This window comes from Candidatus Thiodiazotropha sp. AKIB8 (genome assembly GCF_058244675.1).
Genome location: NZ_JBSYOO010000046.1, coordinates 72,776 through 88,263, shown reverse-complemented (window position 1 = coordinate 88,263; position 15,488 = coordinate 72,776). Strand labels below are relative to the sequence as shown.

Here is a 15,488-nt window from a genome sequence, read left to right as displayed (position 1 = left end):
GTCATTATAGACCATTAAGCAGGTGCACCTCAGGCCAGTAACTTCAGAATCACCTTATCAATCCAAACATCTCAAACAGCAGATTACAGTGCTCAATCCTTGCTACTTAAGCCGTATACCTCGACGAGCCGCCTTCTTTCTTAGAGGAAAGTTGGCCACATTGGAAACAGCCTTCTTACGGGGCTCCGTTGTGGAAGATTGAGCCTTACTCTCTCCATTCCCCTTTTTAGCCGCTACAGCCGCCTTTTTCTTGGAAACCTGCTTTTTCAAAGTTGAAGGACGCTTTTTCGGCTTGGCATGAACAGCTTCAGGTTTTTGAGCAGCCTTCTCCTGCCTCGCCTGAGGCTTCTTAGCCGCTGCTTCACCTGCTGCTGCTTGCGATCCTTCAGCGCTTTGCTTGGGTTCTTTTTCAGATCCCTCGGCTTCAGCTACAGAAGAGGTCTGACTGGTCTCTGATAGCTTCGTCTCTTCCAAGAGAGCATCGGATTGTGTCGATGCTTCTGCTGCTACCGCAGGCTGCTTCTCTTCTGTCGCAGGTGCTGCTGCAATTGGTGGTTCTGTCGCTCCGGATGTTGGCGTCCCACTATCCGGCACGAATCCTCCTGTATCAGGATCACTGCCTGAAGAGCCTCCTCCAGCGGAGTCTGGCTTCTCTGCTGTGGGTGTCGACTCTTTACCTTTTTTCCTCAAACCCTTGAAGAGTTGTCCAAGGAGTAAAAATATCCCCTTGAACAGATAGAAGATCATGGTAAAGAGAGCAACAATCTTGGCCCAAACCACCATCCCCAAAGAGCGCTTCTGATCACCCTCAGACTCAGGCTTCTCTACAGCAGCAACAGGCTCTGGCTCAATCTCCTGAGGTGAACTATCAGACTCCTGCGTCAGCAGCTTACTACCTTCCGGAGCCGTTGCAGCGGCCACCTCGAGGATATCCTTACTGGCAGTAATACACCCCAGCGGAATAACGATCAGGGTCAGAACTGTTGAGACCATCACACCGGATGCCAGGGAGATCGCCATCCCCTGAAAGATGGGATCGAAAAAGATAACCGATGAACCACAAACCAAGGCAAAGGCAGTGATCATGATCGGACGGGTTCTGGTTTTACACGCCATGATGACAGAATCGACGACTGAAACCCCCTGCTGCACTTGATGGATGGAAAAGTCCACCAGAAGTATGGAGTTACGTACGATAATACCCGCCAGTGCAATCCAGCCAATCATTGAAGTAGCGGTAAATTCACCACCCCATCCTGCTTGAAAGAAGATAAAATGGGCAGGAATGATACCTAAAAGCGTAAGCGGAATCGGCGCCATAATAAGCGCAGGAATTCTGAAATTGCCAAATTCCCAAACCACCAGTATGTAGATCAGCACCAACGCCACTGCAAAGGCGGCACCCATATCACGAAAGGTTTCGAAGGTGACTGTCCACTCTCCCGCCCATTCGATGGCTGTACGAGTATCGTTCTTTGGGGCACCCAGCCAATGTGCATCAATCGGTACATTGTCAGGGGCGACATAGACCTCATTATCCAGCAGATCCTGTACCTGCATCATGCCATAGACCGGTGCTGCCAGTTTCCCACCAACCTCGGCTACCACATACTCCACATCACGCAGATCTTTGTGGTAGATGATCGGGTCTTCCAAAACCTGTTCAAAACGACCCAACTCACGCAGAGGAATTGTCACACCAGTGCTGGATTGAATCGGAAGATCCCCGAGACGGGTAATCTCAGAGCGTTCCGCCATCGGCACCTGCATAACGATATTGACCGATTCATGACCTGCACGTTGTTTGACGTCACCCAGTGGGGAGCCACCGAGGGCCATGCCAAGATTGCGATTGATTGTGTCTACAGAGATGCCTCTGCGAACTGACTTTTCAGTATCCACAGTAAATCGCCAATACTGATAAGGGTCGCGCATATAGTTGTCCACATCGCGCAGACTCTCAGTCTGACTGAAGATATTGGTCAGATCCTGAGCCACTTTTCTCCTGACTTCACTACTCGGACCATGCACCTCAGCGACCACCGATTGCAACACAGGCGGACCTGGTGGCATCTCTACAACTGCCACCTTGGCGCCACTACCTTCGGTAAGCTTTGCCAGCATCTCTCTGGTCTGAACTGCAATCTCATGACTGGTGCGTTTACGCTCGGTTTTATCCAACAGCTGCACCTGCACCTCTGCCTGCCAGGGATCACTTCGTAGATAGTAGTGGCGTACCATGCCATTGAAATCAAAGGGCCTTGCAGTGCCTGCATAGACCTGAACAGCGGTCACTTCAGGCATCACCCGGACCTTTTCTGCCATCCGATGGGCCAGGTTGGCAGTCACAGGCAGCGCTGTACCTTCAGGCATGTCCAGCACAACCGCAAACTCAGGCTTGTTGTCCAGTGGCAGCATCTTCACTGCCACCCACTTGAAGTAGAAAAACGAGCAGGCCACGAGGAAGCTACCCCACATAACCAGCTTGAATATCCTTGCCTTTCTGGGAGATTCGATCAATGGCATAAGTGCGCCCTTGAACAGACCTTCAAGCCACTCGGCCTCTTTGTGCTCCCTCTCTCCCGCAACCTCCAGATAGCGCATGGAGGGTCTCAACCAGCGTGAGACGGTCAGATAAGGGGTAAATACAAAAGCGGCAAACAGCGAGATTAACATTGCCACTGAACCCAGAGCAGGAATGGGCTCCATGTAAGGACCCATCATACCGGTCACGAATCCCATCGGCAGCAGGGCGGCGATAACGGTAAATGTCGCCAATATGGTTGGGTTACCGACCTCACGAACCGCATCCACGGCAGTGACAATATCGGTGGAGCCCTCTTCCAACCATCGCCGGTAGATATTCTCAACTACAACAATGGCGTCATCCACAAGGATACCGATGGAGAAGATCAAGGCGAAGAGACTCACCCGGTCGATGGTGTAGCCCATCACCCAGGCGCTGAAGATGGTCATCAGCAGTACCACCGGGATAACCAATACCACAACTATCGCGGGCCGGAATGCACGGAATGCCGCAAGCACCAGCAGGAACACAAAGCCTGTTGCGACAAACAGCTTGAAGATCAGTTCACTGACCTTGTCGTCAGCCGTTTTACCATAGTTCCTGGTAACAGAGACCACTACGTTCTCTGGAATCAGGGTGCCTTTGATAACTTCAATCCGCTCCTTGATTGAGTTAGCTACCGTAACACCATTCGAGCCCTCTTTTTTAGCAATTGCCAGGGTGATAGCTGGTACCCCGTCAGCTTTAATATCCAGATCACTGGCAGCACCGGTATAGAACCCCACCAAATGCTGCGCATCTTCAGGGCCCTGTTTCACCCGGGCAATATCATGCACATAGACAGGAACTTCGTTGTGGGTACCCACAACCAGGCGATTAATATCCTCGACATTCTTCAGAAAGGATCCGGTGACAACCGAAAAGTGAGTGCTGCCGGCCTCAACGCCCCCCGCCAACTGCTCTGCATTGGCAGTACGAATGGTATTGGCCACCTGATCAAGACTTATACCGTAACCAGCAAGTCGCTCAGGAAATACTTCGATAGTAACCTGTTCACGGCGACCACCAACGACGAAACCATTACCCGTGTCTGGCAGCTCTTTCAGCGTCTGCAGCACATCGTGGCCCAGCATTCGCAGCTGACCATCATCCACATCGGGTCTACCATCCCGGTCAAGATCCTTGGACCAGAGGGTCAGGGTAACCACCGGCACATCATCTATGCCTTTAGCCTTTACCAGAGGTGGCATCACGCCGGGGGGGATCAGATCCATATTGGAATCGATTTTATCGTTGACCTTGACCAACGACGGCCCCATCTCTTCACCTACCTCAAACTCGATGGTCACCACACCACCACTCCGTTGAGAGGCGGAGTAGACATGTTTGACATCGGGAATTTCAGACATGATCCGTTCGAGGGGCTCGATCGCCAGTGCGGCTACCTGGTCAGCGGCTGCACCAGGATATTGGACAAATATATCCACCATCGGCACAGAAATCTGAGGATCTTCCTGACGTGGCGTGATAATCAGGCCAAGCAGCCCCATTAGCATCATAGCCAGGAAAAAGAGTGGCGATAGAGGAGATTCAATAAAGAACCTTGCGGTTCTTCCGGCTATCCCCAGGTGAGCCTCATAATTTGGGTCCATTGAGTGGAGCTGATCGAGTTTGTCGTCGTTCTGGCTCATATTTGATCCCGAAATTGTAGTACCAGGCCTAGGCTAGAGCAGTGAAACACCACACTTGACCTTAACCCTAAAGAAGAAAGATTTACTCGGAAGAGTCTGTACTGATCCCCCACCAACCTGACCAGCACGATTCAGCTCTTCCTGATTTATTCTATTGCTGCGGCGTCGTCCAACCCGTACTGATATCCAACGGCGGGTTTCTCAATATCCGCTCTCCGGCTTGAAGTCCGGACAATACGGTTGTGAAACCACCGCCTGGCAACTTCTCGCCAACACGGATCAACCTCAACGCTGGCTTCCCGTCCTCACCTTCCACATAGACCCCGGGCAGACTGCCATTGTAACGAATAGCCGAATTGGGGATGATCGGATTGGATCTCGCCGGCGCATTAAAATCTGGCACTAGAACCTTGGCATACATTCCAGGTGCCGATACCCCCTGGGGCAGATCAAACTTAATAGTCACTGTATGGCGCTGAGCATCTGCCATAGGAAATATCTGCGCGACCCGAACTGGCACTTCCCGGTCACCCACATCAAGCTCGGCGCGCAACATCATTCCCTCATTCAACCCTGGACGGAGTCGACCGGGCACGTCGACCACAATCTGAAGGTATTCGACATCTGCAAATTTGAGTAGCGGCTGACCAGGCTGAACTGTATCCCCGACCTCGACGAATTTTTTCATGATTACACCATTGAACGGCGCAACACTTTTAGCATCCCGTATCTTTGCATCAATTGCGCGGATCTCAGCCTGCACCCGATATATGGTGTTCTGAGCCTGTTGAATATTGGTACGTGATGAGAAAATATCCGCACTACGCTCTGCGCCTTGATCCCTATCTCCGAAAGTATCTTCCATCGGCCTGGTGAACATCTGATCGAACAGGTTAGGCATACCCATACCACCCATCGAAGATTTCGACTTAGGTGACCAGAGCTCCCGGTTATACTGTACGCCCGCATTACGCAGCTGTGCATCAGCATTCGCCAATTGGGCTTGAGCAGCTTCACGCTTTGCTTCTAGCTCATTAACATCCAGTTCAACCAGTCGATCCTCTTCCTTAAACGTATCCCCCTCAATACCTGCCAGGTAGTTGACCCGGCCAGGCAATTGAGCGGAGAGGGTCACCTCTTTGTAAGGGACTACTGTACCCCCCAATGAGACATGGGGAACCCCTTGAGTCTGCTGTACAACAAAGAAAGCGCTGTCAGCCATATTTGGCTGGGACTGAACACCCCCCGCAGCCAAGCAAGCAGACAAACCCACTGTCAGTAACATCGCCTTAATTTTAAAGCCCATATTTCACTACTACCTAGTGTTGTTACACGCGAAAGGAAGGAAGATTGACATTTATAACAGTTTTCAGACACGCCCCATCACAGAGAAACTCTTGATGAAGGGGCCAGCCATGCGTGGATCTTTAATCATTGACGAGTAGTCGCCAATAACGAATTTCATTTTTCTGGAGGTAAATGCCATACCCAAGCCCATCATTCCTGGTGGCTTAGCCATCCACTTGCGCCACTGATCTTCAGTAGCACGTATATCCCAGTTTAGAGTCTGTCCGTTGAATGCTTCACCAGAAACTGCTTTCCCATTTTCAATGGTCAACACACCTTTGGGTTCACCATCACCATCAAATCCATACCCAATGACACTGCTGAAACCGATTTGAGACAAAGCATCGGATAAATCCGGCTCAGCATTCCAATGGGTCGCAAACTCACTCATCCAACCATCCGAGAACAATTCAGCCATTACAACCTCCACAAATTTCTCTGACTTATTTTTTTATGTTATGGGCGAAACCTAACCCTATTTGAGAACCTCCCAGTATCTCTGAAGGGATCGGGCAATGCAACCGGGGATTTTAGTAAGAAAGCCCTATATATCATTTGGTTAAATATATTAGAATTTGATTATATACCATTTCAAATCAACGAGATATCATGCTTCTATCAGCCCTAAATTTAACTAATTTGTCACTATTCTAGAGAGACATCTTTTCAATAGTATTAATTCTTTAGAGCCGGCAGATTTAAACAACAAGCATCTCGGGAGAATAATCATACATCTGTCGATATCAGCCTTAAGATATCCTCACCAGGAAAGTCAACTTAGTCTAAGCTGGTGTTGTGTTTTATACTATTCGACGTTTCATAGGCTCGGACAATATTCACAAGGTCTGATTAGTAAGGCTTCACGAATGTTGTCGGTAAAGAATATGCCGCCACTACCGGCTATTCTTGTCTATCCACATATTGCAAAGTAACTATATTCTTGAAGCAGCTGACATTTTGATAGTATTGAATAGAGAATAATTCTCTGGTTTCTGACAGATTATTGCTGATCGAAACAATTGATGTTGCCGGATAAAATCTACATTCGTTATAGAGGAGCAAGAAAAACATGCATCCAGCAGGACAGGTCATAGAGGCACGTCTCAAACACCTTGAAACCCACCTGGAACAGGAAAACCCTATTCTCCTCAGCACAGTGCAAAGCTTTAGAGTACTCGACGCAGTCGCTTTCCGTATGGGGCTTATGGAGGGTGACAGCTCTTTTGCAACCCAGATCCCCTGGTGGCCTCTGATTTCGATCCTCGGAACCTTTTCGGCGGGAAAATCAACTTTTATCAATCACTATATTGGCGACAAGATTCAGCGATCAGGGAACCAGGCCGTGGATGACAAGTTCACAGTCATCTGTTACAGCAAAGAGGCCACGGCACACGCACTGCCTGGCGTTGCCCTGGATTCTGATCCAAGATTTCCCTTCTATCAGATGTCGGATGAGATAGAAAAGGTTGCCAAAGGTGAAGGGGATAGAATTGATGCCTATCTACAGCTCAAAACCTGCCCCAGTCAGAAACTTCGGGGCAAAATACTGATCGATTCCCCCGGATTCGATGCAGATGCCCAGCGTACATCCACGCTGCGTATCACCGACCATATCATCGACTTATCTGACTTGGTGCTGGTCTTTTTTGATGCCCGCCACCCTGAACCGGGGGCTATGCAAGACACCCTGAGCCATCTCATAGAGCGAACCATTCATCGTAATGATACGGGGAAATTCCTCTATATACTGAATCAGATAGATACCACCGCAAGGGAGAACAATCCTGAGGATGTAATTGCCGCCTGGCAAAGGGCGCTTGGCGAGCGAGGCCTGACTGCCGGCCGCTTCTATGCTGTCTATAATCCTGATGCTGCTGTGCCTATTGAAGACGAAGCACTTCGTCAACGATATGAGACAAAACGGGATATCGATCTGAGTGAAATCCACAGCCGCATGGAGGAGGTTGAGATCGAACGCGCCTATCGTATTGTAGGCGCACTTGAGAAGACCGCCAGAGATATTGAAGAACGATGTGTACCCCTGATCTCCGCCACACTCGACAAATGGAGAAAAAGGGTTCTTATCGGTGATGCAGTTATCATGGGCGGCCTATTTTTTGCGCTGCTGATCTACTCGATCAATGCTGGGTATTGGCAGGGCTTCAGTTTTCAGCCACCCTGGCTCGCTGCTGACGCCAATAAAATCCTCCCCTGGGCACTCCTGGCTTTGCTGGTGATTGCTTTAGGCGCAATCCATTTCACCATTCGTGGCCTTGCATCTCGATCGCTACTGAAGGGTCTTCGGGCTAAGGCATCTCAGCTGGGTTTAAAGAGTAATCCGGTCGGCGCTTTTATTCGTAGCACAAAACCCTGGCGTTCTATTTTCAGTAAAAAGCCAGCTGGCTGGGGAAGAAAATCCCGCAAACAGTTGCAAGATGTAGTGCAGACAACCGATACCTATATCCAGACCCTGAATGATCAATTTACCAATCCTTCAGGCAGTGAGAAGCTCCTTGCTGCAGAGTCCCAGGAAGAGACAATGACTGCGAGTGAAACACCACAAGAGAACCCAACGGGCTCTGCCTGACAGATCTCTTTTCATGCCATGCAAAGGGTGTAGCCCGGACACCCTTTGTGTTGGTAGCTTTGTCTGTGTTCGTTACGATGGAGCTGCAACCCTCTCATCTATAATCGTGACGCTTCGCACAGTTCTTATATTGCTTACGAACTGCGCTCATCGTGATAGAGTCTATGATGAAACTACAATGGAACTGAATGGCTTCTGAACGATATGAAACAATATCCTCTACCTACCCTCTTTGCTATGGCCCTTGGGTTGATAATAATCCTTTCCGGTTGCAAAGAGACATATACCAAGGAAGTCGAATCTGATCAGAAAATTTCTGATCGCAGCGGTCAATTCTCTGGGGATCTCGATGATGGAGATCAATTCGGAGCTGCTGTCGCCAATATTGGTGACCTGGAGAGCGATGGCGTCATCGATCTCGCTGTTGGCGCCCCCTACGATGATGACGATGGCCAAGATCGCGGTGCTGTCTGGGTGCTTTTTCTGGACGATGATGGTCAAGTCGATTACCAGCAAAAGATCTCCAGTGACAAGGGGGATTTTGATGGCGACCTGGATGATAATGATCAGTTCGGCAGCGCTATTGCGGCAGTTGGCGATCTGAATAATGATGGTTTCAAAGATATTGTTGTCAGCGCCCCTATGGACGACGATGGCGGCACAAACCATGGTGCGCTATGGGTGCTGTTTCTGAAAGACGACGGTAGCGTGGAATCCCATCAGAAGATCTCAGAAGATGCAGGTCAATTCACAGGAAATCTTGATACCGATGACCAATTCGGTCACGCACTGGCCAATATCGGAGATCTCAACAATGATGGCATAGATGATCTCGCTGTCGGCGTACCCAATGATGACGATGGCGGCACTGACCGGGGCGCGGTGTGGATTCTCTTCATGAATAGCGACGGCACTGTCAGTGCAACCCAGAAAATCTCTTCAGAAGAAGGAAACCTCGAGCGGGATCCAGAGGATGGGGACCATTTTGGCAGTGCTGTTTCTGCCATCGGTGACCTCGATGGTGACGGCGTGACAGACCTTGCAGTTGGTATCAGTGGAAACGATGATGGTGGCAGTGATCGCGGTGCAGTATGGATTCTCCTCTTGAACAGCGATGGTACTGTCGATTCATTAAAAAGAATTTCGCATAACCGCGGGGGCTTTGAGGATCAACTCAGTAACGGCGATCAATTTGGCAGTGCCCTGGTGAACATCGGTGACCTCAACAATGATAACTACGATGATCTTATCGTCGGCGCAAAACAGAGTGACGATGGTGGAAGTGATCGCGGCGCTGCATGGGTACTGTTCATGCAAGGCGACGGTGAAATTGTCTCTGCATCGAAAATCTCAGACACTGAAGGGGATTTTGATGGTAGCCTCAATGATGGGGATCAGTTTGGCGGTGCTTTAGCCAATCTTGGTGATCTCAATGGTGATGACCATACGGATCTGGCAGTGGGTGCCCGTTTGGATGATAGTGGCGGCAACAATAAGGGTGCCACCTGGATTCTCTTTTTAGGGCCAACCGAAACACACTATGACACCAGTGAGGGTATCATCTTCGGTTCGCTATCATCGCTGAATCAGTAATATCAACCCTGAAAGCGCTTTCTCTGGTTACGTCCATCACGCTTGCAGTCATACATGGCTTGATCCGCCTGAGAGTAGAGTTGGTCTACCAGTTGGCCAGGGGTTAATGCTTGATCAGGATCTTTCGGCAACCCTGTGATACCGATACTGACCGTTAAATTAACATTAGGGCGAACGCCACCGGTCTCAAGGTTAGTCAAGCGCTCTTGAATTCGCTGCGCCATCAGATCTGCGCCTTCGATCCCTGCCTCTGGCAAAAGGATCACAAACTCTTCACCACCAACCCTGGCAACCAGATCACCACCTCGAGCCTCCTCTAACAATATCCTCGATATAGCAGCCAAAACCTGATCACCAACCAAATGCCCCCACTGATCATTGACTCGCTTAAAGTGGTCGACATCTATCAGCATCAGACTACAAGGTTGCTCCGAGCGAATAGCCCGTGACAATTGCGCTTCAGCTTCATTAAAGAAGTAGCGTCGGTTATTTAAACCGGTCAACTCATCAACCATTGAAAGCTGCTGATAACGCTTGCGCAGTCTGTTGGCCTCATCGAGAGCCTTAGCAAGATCATCTGTTCGCTGATCAACCAGCAACTCCAGCTCATGCAGCATACGGTGGTTGTATATAATCTGCCCCAAGCAGCTACTAAACAGACTTAAAGTATGCTGCTGCCAAGGTTCAAAATACTCCGGCATCGGATGTGAAGCATTGAGCACACCAAGAACCAACTCCCCCATCTTTATCGGCGCACTGATCAATGAGCCGGGCATTTCAGATCCCTGATGTCTGTGAGCTATAAAATCATGACTCTGGCCACAATCCCTGCAGTATTGCAATTGCCCTGTGGCATAAGCTACCCCAACTATGCCCTCACCCGACTTGAACTGCATAGTTTGTTGCTGAGATTTAGCATTCGCTGTGCCGATGATCTCAGCATGGGACTCAACCATGCTTCGCCCGACCACACAATTCAGCACCCCATCTTCCAATCGAAATACTGAGCAGTTGTCGATATTCTGGTACCGCACCAGCTCATCCAAGGCCTTAGCCAGCAACTCGTCTTCAGTGACTCGTTCAATATTTATTTGAGAAAGTGCCCTCAGGGCAGATAGGGAATCCAGTAAGCTGAAGAAGCGCTCTCTTAAGTCCATCGAGGTCTGGTTAAACGAAAGATCCATCTGACGCTCCTGTCAACTCGCCAACAAATTGGCAATTAATTTGATCTCATCTTCCTTGTCCAAAAAACCTGCCTTGATATGGTCTAGCGATTCTGCTGACAATCCACAACAATCAGATAGTATTGATCTACACTGCTTAACCAGTGCTCCATCTTCATCAGTGTGGTTTAGCCAGCAGGAGACAGCGCCGACCAGGATAACCTCTTTACTATGTTCATCCCTAACCTGTTGACTCATCTGTGAAATCACAGCCACAATCAGACTTGGCAAATGCCATCTATCAGCTAACCAGGCACCAGCCTCACAGTGATTGATGCCTATATGTTCATTTTCCAGCGCAATAATATCTGCATCACTACCTTGCTGACGCGAAATCTGTATGACTTTGCCATATAGCTCAGGAAAAACGTGTACCAGCACCAAAACACCAATATTTAATAGTAGTCCTGCCAAGTAGACTGCATCCGGGTCTGAACGATCATCCATAGTGCTCTTGAGTGAGAGCTGCCTGGCAAGGGTGGCCAAATAGAGGGAATCACGCCAGTAGCGTTTTAAATCAAAATGGTGACAGCCGGAAATATCGAAGGCGCCGCTCACCGCAATGCTGAAAGATAGACTTTTTACCATGTTCAGCCCCAATACGCGGATTATGGCATCCTCAACCTTGAGCACAGGATTTTGCTGTCCAAAATAGGCAGAGTTTGCAAGCCCCAGAATCCTGGCAGCCAATCCCGGATCCTGATTGATGACCTCGGCCAGCTTATTCAGCGCCAGATCCTCTTCACTCAATAGAGTAAGCAGGCGAGTAGCAGTCGCTGAAAGTGGTGGCAGATGCTGCAGCTTTAGAATCTGTTCTTTCGCTTGTTGGGCCGTTTGCATAGATTTATAGTAATAGTCAGGGTTGAAGTAGTCGTTTCATCCTTACACTTCTAGCGGCGACAAAAGCTTGATCTTTAACCCTCTATTTAACTAAGGCTTTCAATTCTGTGATGGTGTACTTAATACACTAACAAGTGTACCATTTCTCCATATCAGCCCCCTTTGTGAGACTCCTTATCTGACCTAAAACAGAGCAAGGTCAATTTTTTCGCGACACAGTTTTGAGATGAATCTGCAGAAGAGATACAACTACGATTACCCACATCCAGCAGTGACTACTGATGTTGTACTATTCACCATCCAGATGAATATCCTGTCTGTACTGCTGATAGAGAGGAAAAACCCCCCCTTTCAGGGTATGTGGGCCCTACCGGGTGGCTTTCTTGATATCGACGAAGACCTGGAAGCTTGTGCTAAACGTGAGTTAAACGAGGAGACCGGTATTGAAGGCGTCTACCTGGAGCAGCTCGGTACTTTCGGTGCCCCGCTTAGAGATCCACGGGAAAGAGTAATCAGCGTTACCTACTTTGCCCTAACTCCTTCAGATCATCTGAGCCCTAAGGCATCCAGCGATGCAGCCAAAACCGCATGGTTCCCCATCAACAAGCTACCTGACCTGGCATTTGATCACGCTGACATTATCGATAGGGCAAGAAAACGCCTGATTGCCAAGCTGGGCTACACTACGATTGCATTTCAGATGCTCCCGGATAGCTTTACACTGAGCCAGCTGCAGTCTGTCTATGAAGTCCTGTTGAACGAAAACCTGGATAAACGAAATTTTCGTAAAGGCATTCTTGCCCGTAACATTATCCGTGAGACAGGTGAATATTCCCGCCTGGGAAATCATCGTCCTGCAAAAAACTACCAAGTCATCAACCCGACACAGGTTGAGATCATCAAATAGATAACGAGATTTTCATGAATGTTGAATCTTTGAAACTGCCTGATATCAAGGTCCCTGAACACCCTCAGTGGCCAACTCTGACAGAGCAGGAAAAACTGCAGCTCAAAGCTCAGATTAAAGAGAAACTGAGCCAGCAAAATGCGGTTCTGGTTGCGCACTACTACACCGATGCTGACCTTCAGGCGCTAGCCGAAGAGAGTGGAGGTTGTGTCGCCGACTCTCTGGAAATGGCCCGGTTCGGTGCAGCCCAGGATGCGGAAACATTGGTCGTCTGCGGGGTTCGCTTCATGGGTGAGACCTCCAAGATACTCAATCCGGAAAAGCGGGTTATCATGCCCGACTTGAATGCAACCTGTTCACTGGATGAAGGCTGCCCTGCAGATCAGTTCAGTGCCTTCTGCGATGCTCACCCCGAACATACCGTGGTGGTTTACGCCAATACCAGCGCAGAGGTCAAGGCTCGCTCCGACTGGGTGGTTACCTCTGGTATAGCAATGCCAATCGTCAAGCATCTGGCATCCCAGGGCAAAAAGATTCTCTGGGGCCCTGATCGCCATCTGGGTAGCTATGTGCAGCGTGTTTCAGGTGCAGATATGCTGATGTGGCCAGGCTCCTGTGTTGTACATGAAGAGTTCAAGGCTGTTGCATTGGAACGTATTCGGCGTCTGCATCCCGATGCTGCTGTATTGGTGCATCCGGAATCTCCGGAAAATGTAATTCAACAAGCCGATGTGATCGGTTCGACGACAGCTCTGATCAAAGCGGTATCCGATATGGATAACAAGGAGTTCATCGTTGCCACTGACGGGGGCATCTTCTACAAAATGCAGCAGATGGCTCCGGAGAAGACGCTCATCGAAGCACCAACCGCCGGTGAAGGAGCGACCTGTGTCAGCTGTGCACACTGCCCCTGGATGGGCATGAATGCACTACAGAACCTCAATCGGGTTCTGGACTCTGGTGCAAATCAGATTGAGATAGATCCTGAGCTACGTGAACAGGCTGTCATCCCCATACAACGCATGCTCGACTTCGCAGCTCAACAAGGTATCGGTATGAAGGATAAAGGCAATGCCTGATTTTCTACTACAGTCATTCACTGCTAATGTCTCATATATAATTAATAGACCATGACTGACTTCATTCTCGAGTATGAACTGACAATTCGCCTGAGTATCTTTGTTGCTATCTTTGCAGCCATGGCAGTTTGGGAGTTTTTCATACCCTGTCGCCAGCTTATCTTTACCCGAAGCCGCCGCTGGAGCTCAAACCTCGGCATTGTTATCCTCAACACTCTTTTACTGCGTCTTCTCTTTCCTGCTGCTGCGGTAGGGTTTGCCGCATTCATCGAGGAAAAGGGCTGGGGACTGCTGAATGAGGTCAACCTTCCGCTCTGGCTGAGTGTGGTGATTGCAGTTATTCTGATGGATCTGGTGATCTATCTGCAACATGTGATGGTGCACGCCATTCCCGCTTTGTGGCGTCTACATCGAGTACACCATGCCGATCCAGACTACGATCTGACGACAGGCGCCCGTTTTCACCCAATTGAAATAGTGCTCTCAATGTTGATCAAAATCACCACCATCGCAGCGCTGGGCCCTTCTGTGATAGCGGTGTTGATCTTTGAAGTGGTTTTAAACAGTATGGCGATGTTCAACCATGGCAATGTATCCCTTCCAGCACGACTCGACCGGATCTTACGCTGGCTGGTTGTGACACCGGATATGCATAGAGTTCACCACTCGGTTATCCCAAAGGAGACCAACAGCAATTTTGGATTTAACCTATCTATCTGGGATCGACTCATGGGCACCTATATCGCGCAGCCTCAGCTTGGTCATCAACAGATGAAAATCGGGGTTGGATCTTTGCAGAACCCAAACCTGATCACAAAATTGCCTGGTATGCTGAGACTACCTTTTCTAAAGGATCACCAGGGAAGTGACGAGTATAATATTCAAGATAGATCCTGGCCAAACCAAGGAGATAGTCAGTGAGTTTAGAGACCTATGACGTCTACTTTTCGGGTGCACTGCTCAAAGACAGTGATCCAGAAAAGGTCAAGCGCAAGATCGGCGCCATGTTCAAACTGGAAGGGGATCGGTTGGAGCGTCTTTTCAGCGGTAAGCCTATGCCGATTAAACGGGGCGTCGACATGGATCGGGCAATAAAATTCCGTGTTGCCTTCCGGGATGCTGGAGGACTCGTGGATATCGTACCCGCAGGTCAACCTGCACCACTCCCTAAACCGCCAGCAGCTGCTCGTCCTCAGCAGACTCAGACCGCCCCCACTGCAGCTACAACGGAGACACTCACCCTGGCAGATGGCCCGCTTGAGGTTCCTGAAGAGCCCCCTCATAGGGAGATCATTGCTCCGGACTACCCCCTCTCCTCAAATGAGGGTTTCGACCTGTCAGATTGTACAACCGAGACCGCCCCCCAGAAGATACCCGATATCAGCGCTCTCGACCTGACCAAGCCAGGCGCTCTACTGGATGAAACAGAGGAGCCAGAACCCCTCGAAATAGACACAACTGCCCTGGAACTGGATAGCTCAGATGACAATCTGGACGACCAGACACCGCCTGAGCCGCCAATCATCGACACCAACGATCTCTCACTCTCAGCCGCCAATCAGGGTAGCCTGGAGGATTGCCAAACCCCAGTGGAGGCTGCCCCTATACCCAATCTGGATCATCTGAAGATTATCGAAGGGGATGAGAAAGAGAGCCAGGGAAAGGCACAATTTAAGATATCAGAAGACTAGCCA

The 15,488-nt window shown here is 49.6% G+C and carries 11 protein-coding genes; 6 read left to right on the top strand and 5 right to left on the bottom strand.

Going from position 1 to position 15,488, the window contains the following annotated elements:
• Positions 1–102 precede the first annotated feature (102 nt).
• The 3 genes from AC4IFB_RS16090 to AC4IFB_RS16080 form a co-directional block, all read right to left on the bottom strand.
• Positions 103–4,218 carry an efflux RND transporter permease subunit gene (locus tag AC4IFB_RS16090; protein ID WP_490780705.1) on the bottom strand — a complete coding sequence of 1,372 codons (4,116 nt, stop codon included), beginning with the start codon at positions 4,216–4,218 and terminating at the stop codon, positions 103–105.
• A 151-nt stretch (positions 4,219–4,369) separates the two neighbouring features.
• Positions 4,370–5,440, bottom strand: a complete 1,071-nt coding sequence (locus AC4IFB_RS16085; RefSeq protein ID WP_490780727.1) for an efflux RND transporter periplasmic adaptor subunit — start codon at positions 5,438–5,440, stop codon at positions 4,370–4,372.
• Positions 5,441–5,587: 147 nt separating this feature from the next.
• Positions 5,588–5,983: an SCP-2 sterol transfer family protein gene (locus tag AC4IFB_RS16080; protein WP_490776627.1), complete on the bottom strand. Its 396-nt coding sequence runs from the start codon at positions 5,981–5,983 to the stop codon at positions 5,588–5,590.
• A 651-nt stretch (positions 5,984–6,634) separates the two neighbouring features.
• Between AC4IFB_RS16080 and AC4IFB_RS16075 the strand changes: the two genes are divergently transcribed.
• Both AC4IFB_RS16075 and AC4IFB_RS16070 read left to right on the top strand, forming a co-directional pair.
• Positions 6,635–8,152, top strand: coding sequence for a dynamin family protein (locus tag AC4IFB_RS16075; protein ID WP_490776626.1), 1,518 nt, complete (start codon positions 6,635–6,637; stop codon positions 8,150–8,152).
• Positions 8,153–8,356: 204 nt separating this feature from the next.
• A complete protein-coding gene (locus AC4IFB_RS16070; RefSeq protein ID WP_490780704.1) occupies positions 8,357–9,745 on the top strand; it encodes an integrin alpha in 1,389 nt (462 codons plus the stop codon).
• 2 nt (positions 9,746–9,747) lie between these two features.
• Here the strand turns inward: AC4IFB_RS16070 and AC4IFB_RS16065 are convergent, their stop codons facing one another.
• Both AC4IFB_RS16065 and AC4IFB_RS16060 read right to left on the bottom strand, forming a co-directional pair.
• Entirely contained in the window at positions 9,748–10,929 is a 1,182-nt protein-coding gene (locus AC4IFB_RS16065; protein ID WP_490780703.1) for a sensor domain-containing diguanylate cyclase, read from the bottom strand.
• A 12-nt stretch (positions 10,930–10,941) separates the two neighbouring features.
• A complete protein-coding gene (locus tag AC4IFB_RS16060) occupies positions 10,942–11,808 on the bottom strand; it encodes an HDOD domain-containing protein (protein WP_490780702.1) in 867 nt (288 codons plus the stop codon).
• Positions 11,809–12,034: 226 nt separating this feature from the next.
• On the opposite strand from AC4IFB_RS16060, the gene AC4IFB_RS16055 reads away from it, so the two are divergent.
• The 4 genes from AC4IFB_RS16055 to AC4IFB_RS16040 are packed head-to-tail and all read left to right on the top strand — an operon-like array spanning position 12,035 to position 15,485.
• The gene (locus AC4IFB_RS16055; protein WP_490776622.1) at positions 12,035–12,715 is read left to right on the top strand and encodes an NUDIX hydrolase; all 681 of its coding nucleotides are present in this window, start codon (positions 12,035–12,037) and stop codon (positions 12,713–12,715) included.
• A gap of 14 nt (positions 12,716–12,729) precedes the next feature.
• Positions 12,730–13,794 (top strand): quinolinate synthase NadA, encoded by a 1,065-nt coding sequence (nadA, locus tag AC4IFB_RS16050; protein WP_490776621.1) that lies wholly within the window; start codon positions 12,730–12,732, stop codon positions 13,792–13,794.
• A 51-nt stretch (positions 13,795–13,845) separates the two neighbouring features.
• Complete coding sequence (locus tag AC4IFB_RS16045) at positions 13,846–14,715, top strand: sterol desaturase family protein (RefSeq protein WP_490780701.1); 870 nt, start codon at positions 13,846–13,848, stop codon at positions 14,713–14,715.
• Positions 14,712–15,485 carry a hypothetical protein gene (locus tag AC4IFB_RS16040; RefSeq protein WP_490776619.1) on the top strand — a complete coding sequence of 258 codons (774 nt, stop codon included), beginning with the start codon at positions 14,712–14,714 and terminating at the stop codon, positions 15,483–15,485. The genes AC4IFB_RS16045 and AC4IFB_RS16040 overlap by 4 nt, the downstream gene beginning before the upstream one ends.
• Positions 15,486–15,488 lie beyond the last annotated feature (3 nt).

Coding starts and splice junctions, on each gene's coding strand:
- AC4IFB_RS16085 (WP_490780727.1), bottom strand. CDS start 5,440: ATGGCTGACAGCGCTTTCTTTGTTGTACAGCAGACTCAAGGGGTTCCC.
- AC4IFB_RS16090 (WP_490780705.1), bottom strand. CDS start 4,218: ATGAGCCAGAACGACGACAAACTCGATCAGCTCCACTCAATGGACCCA.
- AC4IFB_RS16080 (WP_490776627.1), bottom strand. CDS start 5,983: ATGGCTGAATTGTTCTCGGATGGTTGGATGAGTGAGTTTGCGACCCAT.
- AC4IFB_RS16065 (WP_490780703.1), bottom strand. CDS start 10,929: ATGGATCTTTCGTTTAACCAGACCTCGATGGACTTAAGAGAGCGCTTC.
- AC4IFB_RS16070 (WP_490780704.1), top strand. CDS start 8,357: ATGAAACAATATCCTCTACCTACCCTCTTTGCTATGGCCCTTGGGTTG.
- AC4IFB_RS16045 (WP_490780701.1), top strand. CDS start 13,846: ATGACTGACTTCATTCTCGAGTATGAACTGACAATTCGCCTGAGTATC.
- AC4IFB_RS16060 (WP_490780702.1), bottom strand. CDS start 11,808: ATGCAAACGGCCCAACAAGCGAAAGAACAGATTCTAAAGCTGCAGCAT.
- nadA (WP_490776621.1), top strand. CDS start 12,730: ATGAATGTTGAATCTTTGAAACTGCCTGATATCAAGGTCCCTGAACAC.
- AC4IFB_RS16075 (WP_490776626.1), top strand. CDS start 6,635: ATGCATCCAGCAGGACAGGTCATAGAGGCACGTCTCAAACACCTTGAA.
- AC4IFB_RS16055 (WP_490776622.1), top strand. CDS start 12,035: ATGAATCTGCAGAAGAGATACAACTACGATTACCCACATCCAGCAGTG.